17 protein-coding genes are annotated in these 16225 nt (G+C 66.2%); 7 read left to right on the forward strand and 10 right to left on the reverse strand.

Features of this window, described 5'->3' with window-relative positions:
- The first annotated feature begins 4 nt into the window (after nucleotides 1-4).
- The 3 genes from ACQR1L_RS03955 to soxA are packed head-to-tail and all read left to right on the forward strand — an operon-like array spanning nucleotide 5 to nucleotide 1577.
- Nucleotides 5-484 (forward strand): SoxY-related AACIE arm protein, encoded by a 480-nt coding sequence (locus ACQR1L_RS03955; RefSeq protein ID WP_434856628.1) that lies wholly within the window; start codon nucleotides 5-7, stop codon nucleotides 482-484.
- Nucleotides 484-804 (forward strand): thiosulfate oxidation carrier complex protein SoxZ, encoded by a 321-nt coding sequence (gene soxZ, locus ACQR1L_RS03960; protein WP_434856629.1) that lies wholly within the window; start codon nucleotides 484-486, stop codon nucleotides 802-804. The genes ACQR1L_RS03955 and soxZ overlap by 1 nt, the downstream gene beginning before the upstream one ends.
- A complete protein-coding gene (gene soxA / locus ACQR1L_RS03965; protein WP_434856630.1) occupies nucleotides 801-1577 on the forward strand; it encodes a sulfur oxidation c-type cytochrome SoxA in 777 nt (258 codons plus the stop codon). Before soxZ ends, soxA begins: the two co-directional genes overlap by 4 nt.
- Nucleotides 1578-1732: 155 nt before the next feature.
- On the opposite strand, the gene ACQR1L_RS03970 is transcribed toward soxA, so the two are convergent.
- A complete protein-coding gene (locus ACQR1L_RS03970) occupies nucleotides 1733-2692 on the reverse strand; it encodes a LysR substrate-binding domain-containing protein (protein ID WP_434856631.1) in 960 nt (319 codons plus the stop codon).
- A gap of 99 nt (nucleotides 2693-2791) precedes the next feature.
- Here ACQR1L_RS03970 and ACQR1L_RS03975 point away from each other — a divergent pair, with 99 nt between their 5' ends.
- From ACQR1L_RS03975 to ACQR1L_RS03985, 3 genes are all read left to right on the forward strand, one after another.
- Nucleotides 2792-3223, forward strand: a complete 432-nt coding sequence (locus ACQR1L_RS03975; protein ID WP_434856632.1) for a DoxX family protein — start codon at nucleotides 2792-2794, stop codon at nucleotides 3221-3223.
- 63 nt (nucleotides 3224-3286) lie between these two features.
- A complete protein-coding gene (locus ACQR1L_RS03980) occupies nucleotides 3287-3751 on the forward strand; it encodes a hypothetical protein (protein ID WP_434856633.1) in 465 nt (154 codons plus the stop codon).
- 112 nt (nucleotides 3752-3863) lie between these two features.
- Nucleotides 3864-4355 carry a TlpA disulfide reductase family protein gene (locus ACQR1L_RS03985; protein ID WP_434857231.1) on the forward strand — a complete coding sequence of 164 codons (492 nt, stop codon included), beginning with the start codon at nucleotides 3864-3866 and terminating at the stop codon, nucleotides 4353-4355.
- Between the two features lie 247 nt (nucleotides 4356-4602).
- Here the strand turns inward: ACQR1L_RS03985 and ACQR1L_RS03990 are convergent, their stop codons facing one another.
- The 6 genes from ACQR1L_RS03990 to ACQR1L_RS04015 form a co-directional block, all read right to left on the reverse strand.
- Nucleotides 4603-6258, reverse strand: a complete 1656-nt coding sequence (locus ACQR1L_RS03990) for a regulator (protein ID WP_434856634.1) — start codon at nucleotides 6256-6258, stop codon at nucleotides 4603-4605.
- Between the two features lie 73 nt (nucleotides 6259-6331).
- Nucleotides 6332-7018, reverse strand: coding sequence for a cysteine hydrolase family protein (locus ACQR1L_RS03995; RefSeq protein ID WP_434856635.1), 687 nt, complete (start codon nucleotides 7016-7018; stop codon nucleotides 6332-6334).
- Nucleotides 7019-8176: 1158 nt separating this feature from the next.
- Complete coding sequence (locus ACQR1L_RS04000; protein ID WP_434856636.1) at nucleotides 8177-9211, reverse strand: S1C family serine protease; 1035 nt, start codon at nucleotides 9209-9211, stop codon at nucleotides 8177-8179.
- 67 nt (nucleotides 9212-9278) lie between these two features.
- The gene (locus ACQR1L_RS04005; protein WP_434856637.1) at nucleotides 9279-10532 is read right to left on the reverse strand and encodes a c-type cytochrome; all 1254 of its coding nucleotides are present in this window, start codon (nucleotides 10530-10532) and stop codon (nucleotides 9279-9281) included.
- An 8-nt stretch (nucleotides 10533-10540) separates the two neighbouring features.
- Nucleotides 10541-12307 (reverse strand): GMC family oxidoreductase, encoded by a 1767-nt coding sequence (locus ACQR1L_RS04010; RefSeq protein ID WP_434856638.1) that lies wholly within the window; start codon nucleotides 12305-12307, stop codon nucleotides 10541-10543.
- A gap of 1 nt (nucleotide 12308) precedes the next feature.
- Nucleotides 12309-13100, reverse strand: a complete 792-nt coding sequence (locus tag ACQR1L_RS04015; protein WP_434856639.1) for a gluconate 2-dehydrogenase subunit 3 family protein — start codon at nucleotides 13098-13100, stop codon at nucleotides 12309-12311.
- A 278-nt stretch (nucleotides 13101-13378) separates the two neighbouring features.
- Here ACQR1L_RS04015 and ACQR1L_RS04020 point away from each other — a divergent pair, with 278 nt between their 5' ends.
- Nucleotides 13379-14095, forward strand: coding sequence for a thermonuclease family protein (locus ACQR1L_RS04020; RefSeq protein ID WP_434857232.1), 717 nt, complete (start codon nucleotides 13379-13381; stop codon nucleotides 14093-14095).
- A 171-nt stretch (nucleotides 14096-14266) separates the two neighbouring features.
- Here the strand turns inward: ACQR1L_RS04020 and cyoD are convergent, their stop codons facing one another.
- The 3 genes from cyoD to ACQR1L_RS04035 are packed head-to-tail and all read right to left on the reverse strand — an operon-like array spanning nucleotide 14267 to nucleotide 16155.
- On the reverse strand, nucleotides 14267-14659 hold the full coding sequence (cyoD, locus tag ACQR1L_RS04025; RefSeq protein WP_434856640.1) for a cytochrome o ubiquinol oxidase subunit IV: 393 nt from the start codon (nucleotides 14657-14659) through the stop codon (nucleotides 14267-14269).
- Entirely contained in the window at nucleotides 14656-15297 is a 642-nt protein-coding gene (gene cyoC, locus ACQR1L_RS04030) for a cytochrome o ubiquinol oxidase subunit III (protein ID WP_434856641.1), read from the reverse strand. Before cyoC ends, cyoD begins: the two co-directional genes overlap by 4 nt.
- A gap of 24 nt (nucleotides 15298-15321) precedes the next feature.
- On the reverse strand, nucleotides 15322-16155 hold the full coding sequence (locus ACQR1L_RS04035; protein WP_434856642.1) for a COX aromatic rich motif-containing protein: 834 nt from the start codon (nucleotides 16153-16155) through the stop codon (nucleotides 15322-15324).
- Nucleotides 16156-16225 lie beyond the last annotated feature (70 nt).

Genomic DNA, 16225 nt, shown 5'->3' on the forward strand with positions numbered 1-16225 from the left:
CCATATGGAGAGCATGTTCACCCCGCTCCACCTCACGCGCCGCCATCTGCTTCAGCTGGCCGCCCTAACCAGCTCGCTGCCGCTGATCACGGTCCGCGCGGCGCAGGCGACGCCCGCGATGCTCGCCTCCGCCATCCGCAATCTCGTCGGCGAAGCCAAGGTGCAGGTCGGCAAGGTCCGGCTCGACATCCCGCCGCTGGTCGAGAACGGCAACACCGTGCCGATGACGGTCAGCGTCGATCACCCGATGGCGCCGGAGAACTTCGTGAAGAGCGTCCACGTCTTCAACGAGAAGAACCCGCAGCCCAACGTCGCCAATTTTCATCTCACGCCGAACGCCGGCCGCGCCCAGGTAACGACCCGCATCCGGCTCGCCGACACGCAGAAGGTAATTGCGATCGCAAAGCTCTCCGACGGCTCGTTCTGGTCGACGACCGTCGACGTCATCGTCACGCTCGCCGCCTGCACCGAGGAGATGCCGTGATGCCCACAGCCCTGGTCAACGTGCCGCCCAAGGCCAGGCGCGGCGCGGTCATCGAGATCAAGACCTTGATGAGCCACGTCATGGAGCCGGGCTATCGCCACACCGCGGCCGGCGAGGCCATTCCGCGCGACATCATCACCAGCTTCACCTGCAGGTTCAACGGCGCCGAGATCTTCCGCGCCGATCTCTATCCCGCCATCGCCGCCAATCCGTTCCTCTCGTTCTTCACCACGGCAAGCGAGAGCGGCAAGTTCGAATTCGAGTGGATCGGCGACAACGGCTTCGTCGCCACCGCGTCGGCGGCGATCACGGTCGAATGACGCCGCGCGCCCTCCTCGCCGTGGCTCTGCTCGGCTTGGGCCTGCCGGCGCTGGCCGGCGAGATCGCGACCGCCGACCGCCGCTCCGGCTACGACTTCATGTCGCCGGAGACCAAGGCGATGCAGGACGACGACACTGCCAATCCCGCGATGCTGTCGGTGCTCGACGGGGAGACGCTGTGGACGACAAAGGCCGGCGCCGCCAACAAATCCTGCAACGATTGCCATGGCGCGGTCGACGTCAGCATGAAGGGCGTCGCCGCGCGCTATCCCGCCTTCAACGCCGCCAGCGCCGCGCCGGTCGATCTCGGCCAGCGCGTCAATCTCTGCCGCAGGCAGCACCAGGAGGCGGAGGCCTTTGCGCCTGAGAGCCGCGAGCTGCTCGCGCTGACGGCGCTGATCGCCAGGCAGTCGCGCGGCATGCCGATCAAGGCCGGCGACGATCCGCGGCTGTCGCCGTTCGTCGCGCGCGGCCGCGAGCTGTTCGTTCAGCGCCAGGGCCAGCTCAACCTCGCCTGCGCCAATTGCCACGACGACAATTGGGACAAGCATCTCGCGGGCTCCGCGATCACGCAGGGACAGCCGACCGGTTATCCGATCTATCGCCTGGAATGGCAGGGCATGGGCTCGCTACAGCGCCGCCTGCGCGGCTGCATGACCGGCGTGCGCGCGCAGGCGTTCGACTTCGACGCGCCCGACATGATCGCGCTGGAGCTGTATCTGATGTCGCGCGCGCGAGGCATGAAGATCGACGCCCCGGCGGTAAGGCCTTGAGCTCGTGCTTCTGAGCAGAAGCCGCTATCAGCGCGGGCGCTTCAACCTCTCCCCGCCCTTTGCGGGGAGAGGGAGCGCACCGGTTGCGCGGCGACAACTCCTATGGCAGGGGCAGTCATCAGCTCGGATCACCCGGACAAACATCCTCCCTCTCCTCACGCCCCCACATTCCGCATCTTCCTCCCGCCCGCCGCCGTCGCGTCGATCACCGGCGGCGGTCCCTCCGACGCCTGCTTCATCAGCGGATCGGCGGCGATGAAATCGATGAAGGTACGAACCTTGGCGGAGAGATATTTCCGGCTGGGATAGACCGCCATCAGCGGCGCCTTGATCGTCAACAGCTCCGGCAGCACCGGCTCCAGCCGGCCGCTCGCGAGGTCGTCGGCCATCAGCCAGCGCGGCAGCACCGCCATGCCCATGCCGGCGACGGCCGCGTGATGCAGCAGGGTCTCGTTGCCGCTGATCAGCACATCCTTGAACGTCAGCGCCACCTCGCCCTCGGGACCGGGGACGGTGACCGTCCGCAGCGGATACAGCGCATATTTCAGCATCGCATGGCCGTTGAGATCGGCCACCGATTTCGGCCGCCCTGCCGCGGCGAGATAGCGCGGCGACGCCACGAGCTGCATCAGCACCGGAGCCAGCGGCCGGGCGATCAGTCCATCCCCGGGTGTCGCCGAGACGCGCAGCGCGAGATCGAACCCCTCCTCGACCAGGTTCACCAGCCGACCGCTGAGATCGAGATCGATCACGACGTCCGGGTAGCGCGCGCGGTAGGCCGCGAGCGTGCCGGCGAACAGCGCATTGGCGAACCACACCGGCGCGCTGACCTTCAGGGTGCCGCGCGGGATCACCGTGGCCTTGCTGACGACCGCCTCGGCCTCGTCCAGCTGATCCAGCATCGGACGCACCTGGTCGAAATAGACCTGGCCGGCCTCGGTGAGGCCGACCCGCCGGCTGGTGCGGTTGAGCAGCCGCGTCGACAGCCGCTGCTCCAATTGCATGACGTGCTTGGAGGCCATCGCCGGCGACAGGCTCAGGCGGTCGGCCGCGGCCGCGAAGCTCTTGAGCTCGGCGACCTGGCAGAATACCCGAATACTGACGAGCGTATCCATCATCAACCCAGAGGAAACAATGCTTCAACGGCAAGCATAATGATCAAACCGGATGAAATCATCAATGTCGGCCGCAGGATTCAATCTCGGAGACCCCTGATGTCCGCGACGACGACCAACGACCTTCCGCTGCAGCCCTCGCTCGCGCTGCGCATCGGCCTGTGGATCGCACAGGCCCTGCTCTTCGCCCTGTTCGCCTTCGCCGGCGTGACAAAGCTGTTCACGCCAATTCCGGAGCTGGCGCAGATGATGCCGTGGACCGGCGATCATTCCGCGACCTTCGTCCGCATCATCGGCCTGATCGATCTGGCCGGCGGCCTCGGCATCCTGCTGCCGTCGCTGACCCGCATCATGCCGCGCCTGACCGTGCTGGCCGCGCTCGGCTGCGCCACCCTGCAGGTGTTCGCCTTCGTCTTCCATCTCTCGCGCGGCGAAGGCGTGGTGACGCCGCTGAACATCCTGCTGCTGGCGCTGTCGCTGTTCGTGCTGTGGGGCCGCAACGGCAAGGCGCCGATCGCGCCGCGCGGCTGAGCCGACAACCGGCGGCCCCGGCCAGGTCAGGGCCGTCACTCGCTCGCGACACGGAGGAAGACCATGAGCGAACCTGTTGCACCAGTGTCGCGCCGCGGCTTCCTCGCTGGCGCGACGGCCCTCGGCGCCCCAGCCCCCGCCGTGCCGGCCGTCGCCCAGCATCACGCCGGCATCGTCATCCTGATCGACCGCAATGACCCGCATGTGATGGGCCACGCCATCAGCTATTCGGGCAATTTGACGCGGCATTTCACCAGCCTCGGACAGTCGCCCATCATCGAGGTCGTCGCCAACGGCACCGGCATCGACGTGTTGCGCGCCGACAAATCTCCGTTGCAGGAGCCGATCGCCGCGCTGCGCCAGATGTATCCGCATATCGGCTTCAGCATGTGCGCCTCGTCGAAGGCGATCGCCGAAAGCAAGGAGAACCTGACGATCCAGCTGATCGACGGCGCCAGGCTGGTGCCGTTCGGCATCGGCCGCGTCGTCGAGCTGCAGCGCAAGGGCTGGGCCTATGTCCATGGCTAGCTCTGCGTCTGCGAGCGCGCTCACGCGCCGCGCGGCTCTGCTGGGCGCCGCGACCACCCTCCTCGAATCGTCACTGGCTGTCCGTGCCGCTGCCGATGATCCGAACCCGCCGATGTTTCGCAGCGGCCGCAGCCAGTTCATCGTCGAACGGCCGCGCAATCCACTGCCCCCGCTGAGGCTTCAGGAACTGAGCGGCAAGGACGTCACGCTCACGGCCAAGCCCGGCCCTGTCACGCTGATCAATCTCTGGGCCACCTGGTGCGCGGCCTGCAAGACCGACCTGCCGACGCTCGCCGCGCTGGAGCGCATGCGCCTGCCGGCGCTCGACGTGTGGACCATCTGCACCGACCGCCGCGACATCAGGACGATCCGCCGCTACGCGGAGACGATCGCGATGCCCCGCCTCTCCTTTGCCGATCCGCATGCGCAGGCGACCAATCCGGCCAACGCCGACGCCTCCATCTTTGCTACGCCGGCAATGCCGATCACTTATCTGATCGGGACCGGCGGCTTGGTCGAGGGCTATGTCACGGGCGCGGCCGAGTGGCTGTCGGAGCCGGGCCAGGACCTGCTGCGCTACTATCTGGATCGGCCGCCGGCGTGATGGTTGGAGATACAAGGTCCGCCTGCAGACGTTGGTCTCTGCTGGTGTCGGCGTCTGCATCACCACGATGTCATTCCGGGGCAAGGCCGGCAGGCCTTGAACCCGGAATCCCGACATTGTCTTGCACCCGTTTAACAAGCTCGAGATTCCGGTTTCAATCGCCAACATGCCGCCGCTTCGCGACGGCATGCTGACGATTGCCCCGGAATGACGGTCAACCCGACTGAGCTTTCGTGCCGCCCTCAACCTACTCCGCCGGCGCCGCGTGCATGTCGGCATGCGGCACGTAGCTCTCGGACATGCCGAGCCGGCCGAGCCAGAACAGCCCGGCCGCGACCACGACATAGGCCAGCGCCACCGCCGGCGTCACGCCGAAGCCGCCGCCGATGCCGACGGCTTCGCCATGCATGAAGCCGAAATAGGTCATGACAGCACCGGCGAGCGCAAAGGCCGCGGCCTTGGTGAAGTCGCGCTCGATCACGAACACGCCGATGGCGCCGAGCACGAGGCCGGCGAGGATCGAGCCGCCGCCCATCACCTCGAGCCCGTGATACAGCACGCCCTGCTGCGGCAGCGCGGCGACCGCCGCGGCCTTGACCGCGTCGACCTTGTCGGCCGCCAGCCCGCCGACGGCCTGCGCCGCCGTGACCGTCGAGGCCAGCATGGTGTCGATCTGCAGCTTGGCCCAGGCGGCGAGATGCGGCGTGAAGGCGAGCACGATCGCCGGCGCGTGCTTGACCGGCGTGGTCTGGAACGCCTGCGCGCCGATCAGCATGCCGATATAGAGCAGGATCGGCGAGATCGCGACCACCGGCACCAGCGCCAGCAGCACCGAGATGATGCCGAGCCAGGACAGCACAATCACCATCACGCCGGTCGCCGCGGAATAGCCGATGCGGCCGCCCATCGCCTTCCAGCCGGGATGGCCGATATAAACGGCGTTGATGAAGGGGTTGCCCATCATGCAGCCGATCAGGCTGACGACGCCGTCGGCGGTCAGCACGCGCGTGGTCGGATATTCGTCGCCGGCGGCCTCCGCGCTCTCGACATTGTCCATGGCCTCGACGAGGTCGTAGATGCCGAACGGGATCGCGGTGACCAGGATGATCCCCAGATATTCGAAGCCGGAGAACACCGTGCCGAACGCCGGCAGCGGCACCGAGAAGCCGAAGCTCGCGAAGGCATCACCGACGCCCTTGACGCTGAGCCCGCCGATCCCGAGCCCGAACAGGTTCGAGCCCCAGGCGATGATCATGCCGACGGCGATCGCGACCAGACCCGCCGGCAGACCCTTCGGATATTTCACGCCGCCGAACCAGCTCACGAGGATGATCGCGAAGCACACGAGCCCAATCTGCGGCGTTATGTACATTTCGAGCGCCGGCCGCATCGAGATGAAGGTGACGGAGACGCCGGCGAGCGTGCCGAGCAGCGCCGCCCGCGGTGTGATCTTGCGGATATAGGGCGCGATGAAGCCGCCGATCATTAGGATGAAGCTCTGGAAGAACACCCAGACGAGGCCGGCCGACCAGCCCTTCAAGGGATCGCCGGTCTTCAAGGTGATCGGCAGCATGATCACGAAGGTGACGATGAACATGTGCGGCACACTGACGCCGGAGGGCAGCGCGCAGACGTCGGTCCGTCCGGTCTTCTGCGCCAGCCGATAGGCGAGGAACGCGTAGTAGAGCGTCGACAGGCACATCATCAGGCCGAGCGCAGGCAGGATACGGCCGAACACCAGGGTGTCCGGCATCTTGAGCACGAAGCGCAACAGCCCGGTGAGGACGAGCATGTTGACGAGGATGTTGGTGCCGAAACCGAAGAACGCGTTCCAGTCTCCGGGTGTCCAGAGCACCGGCTTGAAATCCGCTTTGACCGAGCTTGCCGTCCCGCTTCCGCTCATCGCCTTGCTCCCCTGTTTGCCGTCAGCGACTACATGATCGAACTCATCCGTCTCAGATCTCTCAGTCCGTTTCTCAGACCATGGCCTTCAGCACCGCGGCGGAGTCCGCGACCCAGCCGAAGATGCCGCCCTGGGCCTTGATCATCCTCAGGCCCATCTCGTGGAATTCCGGAAAGTAGGACGCGCAGCCGTCGGAGATGACGACGCAGCGATAGCCCCGGTCATTGGCCTCGCGCACCGTGGTGTTGACGCAGACCTCGGTGGTGACGCCGCACACGAGCAGGTTCTCGATGCCGCGCTGCTTGAGCACATCGCCCATCTCGGTGGCGTAGAACGCACCCTTCCCCGGCTTGTCGATCACCACCTCGCCGTCGATGGGATAGAGCGCGGCAATGATGTCGTGCCCGGCCTCGCCGCGGATAAGGATGCGGCCCATCGGCCCGGGATCGCCGATCCGCAACGACGGCGCGCCGCGCTCGACCTTCGCCGGCGGCGCGTCGGACAGATCCGGCTTGTGGCCTTCGCGGGTATGGATGACCAGCATGCCGCTCTTACGCGCCGCCGCCAGCACATTCGCGATCGGCTGCACGGCGCGCGCCAGCTGCGACACGTCATTGCCCAGCGTCTCACCGAAGCCGCCGGGCTCCATGAAGTCGCGCTGCATGTCGATGATCACGAGCGCTGTCCTGGACAGATCGAGCGCGATCGGCTCCGGTTCGGCGATAATCGTTGCGGTTGCCGATGCAGCTGGGTTCGCCATGTCGCCGCGTGCCTCCCCGCGAAAGTGCGTCGCAAAAGACGAAGCAAGCGGTGTGCCATTGTGTACAATTGGGAAGACGGCAACGGCGATTGCGAAGTACGAACTCATTCAACAGGTTGGTGAGATCGCCGAAGCTGCCCGCTTGCTGAGCAGGCGAATTTGGCGCGAAGTAAGCCCATTTCGTGAGCGGTCATTGCATGCAATGGTCACCCTGATGCAACTCTGTGCGGCAGCAAACCGACTGAGTTGGACCTCATCCCATGCCGGAGGTCGACCACCGATCGCGCTCCACAACAGGTGTCGTTCCGGGCTTGACCCGGGACCCATAACCACCGGCCGCAATTTGTCGCGCAGACGTCGACCAGCTCGCTCTCACCACTCCCGCCGGGGCGTATGGGTCCCGGGTCAAGCCCGGGACGACGGCGGAGGACGACGCGAGACTTTCCAATAAAGATAATCTTATTGCTATTTTTCGGAAATTATGATTATCTCCCCGCATCCCGCCTCAAGCAGAGGGGCGTAGCGCGCGATCGTCACGACACGCGAGGCGGGGATGCGGTGGCCGCGAGAGATCGCAGCGTCCTCGGCAACGAGGGCGCGGACGAACGATCGATCGCGGACGTGAAGTCGCAGGGTCCTGATACCCCGATGCTGGTATCAAGCCGCGATGGCACCGATGTGCCGCGTGGTGATGGTGGCCAACAAGCCCGGCGCACCAGGGAGACTGCGTATAAGCGTGAAGACCATCGCGCAGGGAATGCCGGCGTGTTCCGGCTTTGCCTGTGGTACCTGCCGCCTGCATTTTTTTCCGCAGGCGGGCCATGGGTGAGGCTGTCACCCGGCATTCCCTGCGCCCTCTGCATGTTTGTGAGGGACGAACTGAGAGCAGGACTCGGGCATCGCATGCCGCGAGAACGAGATGCCATGCTTATCGCCGCCTGACCCGTATCGCCGCCAAAACCACCGCCGTCGTCCCGGACAAGCCGCGACGCGCGCCAGCGCGTCACGGCGCCGATCCGGGACCCATACTCCGCAGCAGATGTGTTGGGCAAAAAGCCGATGACCAGACTGCCTCAAACCGCTCTCTGGGGGTATGGGTCCCGGCGTTCGCCGGGACGACGACGGAGGTTGTGGCGACAGCTCTGGGTGCCGCGAAAACTAGGACGCCTGCCGCGCCGCCGGCTTGCGCTCCACCGGGTGGATGTCGATGCCGCGCAATCGTCCCAGCCGCAGCACGTCCATCGCCACGGTCCGGCCGATGCGGTCGCGATCGAGGACGCGGATCAGATCGTCGACGCCGTTGATGTCGACGCCGTCGAGCTTGATCACGACATCGCCCGGCAGCAGGCCGGCGCGCGCCGCAGGGCCGTCCGGCTCGATCTGCATCAAGAGCGCGCCCATCTTGTTCTCGACGCCGGCGAGCACGGCATGACGGCGCGGCACCGGCGCGGTCTGGCCGGAGACGCCGATATAGGCGCGTCGGACATAGCCGTGGCGGATGATCTCCGACAGCACGAACTGCGCGGTGTTGCTGGCGACCGCAAAGCAGATGCCTTGCGCGCCCTGGATGATGGCGGTGTTGATGCCGATCACCTCGGCAGCCGACGACACCAGCGCGCCGCCAGAATTGCCGGGATTGAGCGCCGCATCGGTCTGGATGACGTCCTCGATCATCCGGCCCGAGACGGAGCGGATCGAGCGCCCCAGCGCCGACACGACGCCGGCCGTCACGGTCGACTCGAAGCCCAGAGGATTGCCGATCGCGACCACGAGCTGGCCGCGCCGCAGGCTCTTGGAGTTGCCGAGCGCGGCATAGCGCAGGTCGCGGGCATGGTTGGCGCGCAGCAGCGCAAGATCGGTGTCGGGATCGACGCCGAGCACCTGCGCATCGGTGACCACGCCCTCGACGTCGCGCAGCCGGATGGCTTTCGAGCTGCCGACCACATGGCTGTTCGTCAGCACCAGCCCATCCGGCGAGATCACGATGCCCGAGCCGAGCCCACCGCGCTCCGCGCGGGAGCCGGCTTTCGGTCCGGTCTCGACGCGCACGACGGCGGGGCCGACCCGCTCGGTGACGTCGATCACGGCATTGGAATAGGCGTCGAGCAGCGCCCGGTCATCGGCCGGGGCAGCAGACGACGCTTGCGCCGGCGACAGCGCATCGCCGGCGAGATCTGAGGTAAAGTCCAACATGGCGAAATTTCCTTCGCCTCGTCAGATGGGTAGCAAGCAGCGTCTGTGCAAGGCGGCGCGACGGCCGTCAATCGGCGGCGCCCGTCACCTTGCCGCGAATGGCCTTCACGTCACCCGCCGTCACCGGAGATGCGGCATTGCCCCAGCTGTTGCGGACATAGGTGACGACGGCCGCGATCTGCTCGTCGCTGAGACGATAGCCGAAGGACGGCATCGTCGGCGCGGTCGGATGCGTCGCGGTGGCCGCCGCCTGCCCGCCGGTGATCACGACGTGGATCAGCGAGGCCGGATCGTCCTGAACCGCGATCGTCGCGCCCGCGAGCTTCGGGAACACCCGCGGAATGCCCTCGCCGCTGCGGACGTGGCAGGCCGCGCAAGTATCGACGAAGATCGCCTCACCCATCTTCATCCGGCCGTCACTGGCAACCACGGGGCTCGGCGCCGCGGCCCCCGCCGCGCCGCGTTCCTTGAGATAGACGGCCATGGCCTTGAGATCATCGTCCGGCATCTTCGAGGTCGAGTTCTCGACCACATCCTTCATCGGGCCGGAGGCGATGACGCCGCGCGCCTGGCCGTTCTTGAGATATTGCACGATATCGTCGACCGACCATTTGCCGAGCCCGAGCTGGGCATCGTTGGTGATGTTCGGCGCCGTCCAATTGTCGATCTGTCCGCCCTGGAACGCCCGGTCGGACTTGTTGGCGCCGAGCGCGTTCATCGGCGTATGGCAGACTCCGCAATGGCCGAGGCCTTCGACCAGATAGGCACCGCGATTATAAATCTCCGATTTCGCCGGATCTGGCTTGAACTCGCCCGGCGTGAAGAACATCGCGTTCCAGCCCAGCATCGAGGTGCGGATGTTGAACGGAAACGGCAGAGTGTTGCGGTTGACCGCGTTCGACACCGGCGCCAGCGAGCGCAGATAGGCGAAGATCGCGTCGGAGTCCGCGCGCGTCACCTTGGTGTAGGACGGATAAGGGAATGCCGGATAGAGCCGCGCGCCGTTCGGCCGCTTGCCCTCATGCATGGCGCGGGCGAAATCGTCCGCGCTCCAGCTGCCGATGCCGGTGACGTTGTCCGGCGTCAGGTTCGGCGTCATGATCGCGCCGAACGGGGTCTGCAGCGCCAGCCCGCCGGCGAACGGCGCGCCGCCGGGCGCGGTGTGGCAGGCGACGCAGTCGCCGGCCGTCACCAGCGCCCTGCCGCGCATCGCTTCGAGATAGGTGTCGGGATCGGCGATCGCCGCCGACGGGATCGCCAGCAGCGCGACGGCCAGCAGATGCCGCAGCCCATGTCCGCGCGTGGTCCCGTGCCTCGTCATGTTCGCGCTCATTGCTGCACCAGAGCTCCGGGAGATTTCAGATATTTGTTCTGAATGGCATCGAGCGCCCAATAGGTCAGCGCCCCCACCGTGCCCGTCGGGTTGTAGCCGGCGTTCTGCGGGAAGGTCGACGCGCCGAACACGAAGACGTTCGAGACGTCCCAGGACTGCAGATAGCGGTTCAGCACGCTGGTCTTGGGGTCAGAACCGGTGACGGTGCCGCCGGTGTTGTGCGTGCTCTGATACGGCACCACGTTCCAGGGCGTGTTGAGCCGGTTGATCTGCGTGGTCTTGGCGCCCATCGCCTTGGCGATCTCCTCGCAGCGCTCGGCCATCCAGTTGGCCATCTTTATCTCGTTCGGCTGGTAGTCGAACGTCATCCGCATCAGGGGCCGCCCGAGCTCATCCTTGTAGGTCGGGTCGAGATCGAGATAGTTGGCGCGGTAGCTCATCACGCTGCCCTGGGCGCCGACATTGGTGACGCGCTGATAGGTCTCGCGCACCGCCTTCTTCCAGGCCGAGCCCCAGGTCGGGGTGCCCCGCGGCGTCGGCCGGTACATGATCGGCCGGCCGTTGGTGTAGGCGTTGGTGATCGACGCGCCGCCCACGAAGCCATGCGGGCCGTGATCGAAATTGTCGCTGTTGTAGTCGTCGAGCGCCACGCCGAGCGAGCCCGCCGCCGCGAACGGATTGAAGTTGACGTTGTCGAAGAAGGCGGTCGCGCCGGAACCGGTCTGGTAGGCGTAGTTGCGGCCGACCACGCCCTCGCCCGAGTTCGGATCATAGGGCTTGCCGATGCCCGACAGCAGCATCAGGCGGACGTTGAACAGGCCGTAGGCGCACAGCAGCACGAGGTCCGCCGGCTGCTCCCACTCCTCGCCATTGGCGTCGACATAGATCACGCCGGTCGCCATCTTGCCGTCGCCCGACAGCTTGACCCTGGTGACCTCGCATTCGGTGCGGGCCTCGAAATTCGGCTCGCGCACCAGCGCCGGCAGCACGCAGGTCTGCGGCGACGACTTCGAATAGTTCGAGCAGCCGAAGCGCTCGCAGAAGCCGCAATAGGTGCACGGCGCCATGCTGCAGCCGTACGGATTGGTGTAGGCCGACGACAGGTTCGCCGAGGGGCGCGGGAACGGATGCAGGCCCATGCCGGTCGCGGCCTTCGTGAACAGCTCCTGCGAGTAGCCCTGCTTCATCGGCGGCGTCGGGTAGTCGCGCTCGCGCCAGCCCTCGAACGGGTTGCCGCCGGCTTGCGTCTGCCCCTTGATGTTGCCGGCCTTGCCGGAGATGCCGAGCACATGTTCGAACTTGTCGTAGAACGGCTCGAGCTCGTCATAGCTCATCGGCCAATCCTGGATCTGGTGGCCCTCCGGCATGATCTTTTCGCCGTAGCGCTCGATCGTGTTGCTGCGCAGGCGGAAGTCGTTGGGCAGAAACCGCCAGGTCTGGCCGTTCCAGTGCGAGCCGGCGCCGCCGACGCCGTTGCCCGGCAGGAAGCTGCCCCAGCGCCGGATCGGCAGCGCGGTCTGGGACGAATTGTTGCGCATCGTCAGCGTTTCCTGCCGCGTGCGCAGGAAGATGTCGTGGCGGACGGCGTAGCGCAGCTCGTCCGGCGCGGTGCCGATGTTGAAGTCGGTGGCTGTGTCGCGCCACGGGCCGCGCTCGATCGCGACGACGTCGAGACCGGAGCGGCACAGTTCGAGCGCCATGATCGAGCCGGTCCAGCCGAGCCCGACGATGGCGACATCCTTGCGTGGAAGACGGCGTGCCATGTCAGCGAACTCCCCAGGCCGGCTGGCCCTGCATGCTCACGGGAGGCAGCGTGTAAGGCTTGTTTGGATTGTCGATCACGTCGCGGAAGTCGTAGCGCACGCCGGGGAAACCGATCAGCTTCCAGCCCGCCATGTCCTTGTTGCCGCCGTAGATCGGGTCGGCGAAGAAGCCTTCCATGGTGTTGGTATGCACCGCATTGAACAGCATGCGGCTGGAGAAGCCCTCGAACTTCACATCGCCCTTCTCCATGCCGGCGAGCAGTCTGTCCTTCTCCTCGCCGGACAGATCGGTGAAGGCCCGGCCACCGAAATTGGCCTTGCAATAGGCGGCGAGCGCCGCGAGCCCCTGGCGATATTGCTGCCGCGGCGTCAGCGGCGACTGCAGGCCCTGCGTCGGCAGCGGATTAGTAGAGAACGGCCCCTTCATGTAGAGCCAGTCGTGACCGCCATAGGGGCCGGTCAGCTGCCGGTCGATGAAGGTGGTGACGCCGGAGTCCTTGGCGCCCGGGCCAAGCTCGTCGGCAGGGATCAGGCGGTCGACGATCGCATCGACGACGGCGGCTTCCTCGGCGGTGAAGAACAGCCAGCCTCCCGGCGTCACGGGCGTGACCGGGTAGACCTCGTTCGGCCGCCACGGCAGCACCTTGGTCACGACCTTCGCCGTTGCTCCCGACGTCGTGATCAGCAGCGCCGCCGTTGCCAACAGGCTTCGGCGCGACATGCCCGCATGGCGCGGCGTTTCGGTCGGCGGCGCGAACTTGGCGCGCATGGCCGAGCGATCGTCGGTGTGCATCTCTTCAGCCCCCTCTTGCCGGGTCTCCGCGATCCCAGCCTGGAATGCTTCTTAGACGAATTCGTTGGGAAGTCTTGTCGGGTTTTGCTGCGTCTGGCTCATGGCTCATCTGCGCGGGGGCGCAGGGTCCACCGCAACAAGCCTTCACAGCTTCGATCAGCACGAATTGATCATGTGTTGTTCCAGATGTTAGAACTCACAGCAGCACGGGCAAGGAGAAAGAAATGGAAATGTCGACCGCCGGGTTTCGGACAGCGATCGTTGTTGCGATCGCGTCCATGGCCGCGCTGAGCCCAGCGCTGGCCGCGACGGCGACAGTGCGCAGCGGCGACACGCTCCAGCTCGGCGACGCCGTGTATCGCCTCGACGGTATCGATGCGCCGGAGGTCGATCAGCTCTGCATCGACGACCATGCCGATCCCTGGAGCTGCGGTGTCGAGGCGCGTGAGCAGCTCAGCAAGCTGATCGGCGGCCGCTCGGTGCGCTGCGAGGATCTCGGTCCGGACAAGCCGCTGAAGACGCGCAAGATCGGGATCTGCGCCGTCGACGGCGACAAGGTCAGCCTCAACCAGCAGATGGCGCGCGCCGGCTTCGCGGTCAGCGCCGATCCGGCGGCCAAGGCACGGGTCAAGGACGACGTCGCCGCGGCCAAGGAGGCGCTGCGCGGGCTGTGGAAGGGGTGTTTCATCGCGCCGAACGAGTTCCGCAGCGACAAGAAGGATGGCGCCCTGCTCGGCGCCGCCTGCCGCGCCGATCGCGACCGCGAGATCCGCGCGGTGCTGTTCCCGGAAGCGCCGAGCGCGCCGCCCGGCTGCACCATCAAGGGCAAGTTCGCGGTGCGCGCCCGTGTCACCGGCAACATCGGCATCTATCATCTGCAGGGCTGCCCGAGCTATCCCGCAACCACCGAGCCCGACCGCTGGTTCTGCTCCGAGGACGACGCGAGAGCGTCGGGCTTCCGCAGGGCGTTCAATTGCCGGGCGCAGAAGAAGTGACATCGGCGTTGATGCGCGGAAGCAACGCAGACCGTTCGCGCGGCCCCTGGATTGCTTCGCTGCGCTCGCAATGACGATTGGGGTGGGCACCTCGCCCCGCAAACTCCGTCATCGCGAGCGCAGCGAAGCGATCCAGGGGCTCAGCAAAGGCTCGGTGATCGGCGAAGATGCTTACTGCTGCATCTGCATCAGCTGATTCATCGGCATCATGTTGTGGTTCAGGTTCGCCATGATCCACAGCGAGCCGCCGACCACGAGGAGGACGATCAGCAGACCGAAGGCGAGCGCGAGCACGTTGTTGGTGTTGTCGGGTCCGGTGGTGATGTGCAGGAAGAACACGAGGTGCACGCCCATCTGCGCGATCGCCAGCACGATGATGGCGACAGGAATGGAGGGTTGCCAGACGAGATGGGTCCCCGCGATGAAGAACGACGCGGCGGTCAGGAGGATCGCGAGGCCGAGGCCGGCCAGATAGAACAGGACGCGCGAGCGCAGGTCGCCGTGCTGCTGCTCGCCCGGCGCGAGATCGCCACGGTCGCCAAATTCCTGGGCGTGATCGCTCATGTCGCACTCCCGAGCAGATAGACCACGGAGAACACCGCGACCCAGATGATGTCGAGCGCATGCCAGAACAGCGCAAAGCACAGGATGCGGCGCTCGATGTCGGCGCGGAAGCCTTTCGCCACCACCTGCGCCATCATGGTCAGCAGCCAGAGAATGCCGGCCGCGACGTGCAGGCCGTGGCAGCCGACCAGGGTGAAGAACGCCGACAGGAAGGCGCTGCGGCTCGGCCCGTCGCCGCGGCCGACGAGATCGGCGAACTCTCGGATCTCCATCGCCAGAAAGCCCGCGCCGAGCAGGCCGGTCACGGCCATCGCTACCTGGAACCACAGCGCGTGGTGGCGGTCGGCGGCAATGCTCGCCATGCCGCAGGTGAAGCTCGACAGCAGCAGCAGCGCGGTCTCGATCGCGACGTTGCGGATGTCGAATAGCTCGGCCCCGCCGGGGCCGCCGGCCGTGCCGCCCGACAGCACCGCGAAGCTCGCGAAGAAGCACGAGAACATCACGATGTCGGAGAGCAGGAAGATCCAGAATCCGAACCCGGTCACGATCCGCTTCGGCGCCGGCCCCGGATGGTCGGCGGCACGCAGATGATGCGGATCGGCATAGACCGGCGATTGCCCGACCGTGGTCACCGACATCGGTCCACTCCGGCTGCAAACGGATCAATGGGCATGCGACGCTCCGCTCTGCTCTCGCGACCGGTTCTCGCTGAGCTGCGGTCCCGGCGCCGGCGGGATGTGCTGGCTGGCGATCTTGCCGAACAGCTCGGGATCGGCGAGCCGATAGGTCCTGGGCGTCTTCTCGACCGACTGAGCGGCAAGCTGCTTGTAGCTGGCTTCGTCGAGCACCTGGTCGCTCTTCGCCGCGCTGGTCGCCCAATTGGTGAAATCGGGCTGCGACACCACGTTGGTGTCGAACATCATGTCGGGAAAGCCGTCGCCGCTGAACTGCGAGGCGAGGCCCTTGTAGGTGCCGACATGATCGCCGCGCAGGTTCAACCGCGTCACCATGCCGTTCATGGTGTAGATCATGCCGCCGAGCTGCGGGATGAAGAACGCGGTCATGACGCTGCCGGAGGTCAGCTCGAACTGCAGCGGCGCGCCGATCGGAACGGTGAGGCTGTTGACGGTCGCGATGCGCTGGTCGGGATAGATGAACAGCCATTTCCAGTCGAGCGACACCGCCTGGATGCGAATCGGCAGCCCGGTGCCAGCGACCGGCTTGGCGGGATCGAGCTCATGCGAACCGATCCAGGCGACGCCGCCGAGCAGGATCACGGTAAGCGCCGGAATCGACCACACGACGAGCTCGACGGCACCGGAATAGGCAAAATCGGGGCGGTAGCGTGCGCGGGTGTTGGAGCTGCGGAACCAGTACGCGGCGGCCAACACCGCGATCGAGGTCGGGACGATGATCGCCAGCATGATGATCACGGAATCGATCAGGATCGTCTGCTGGGCGGCGGCGACCGGTCCTTTCGGATCGAAGATGTTCATGCAGGCTTCCGGCGTTCAACCCCGCACACAACCCATCCTGGGTCGGGAGGTTCCTGCGCCGCAGAACACA

Origin of the sequence: Bradyrhizobium sp. HKCCYLR20261, assembly GCF_051168435.1 — a bacterium.
Classification (GTDB): domain Bacteria; phylum Pseudomonadota; class Alphaproteobacteria; order Rhizobiales; family Xanthobacteraceae; genus Bradyrhizobium.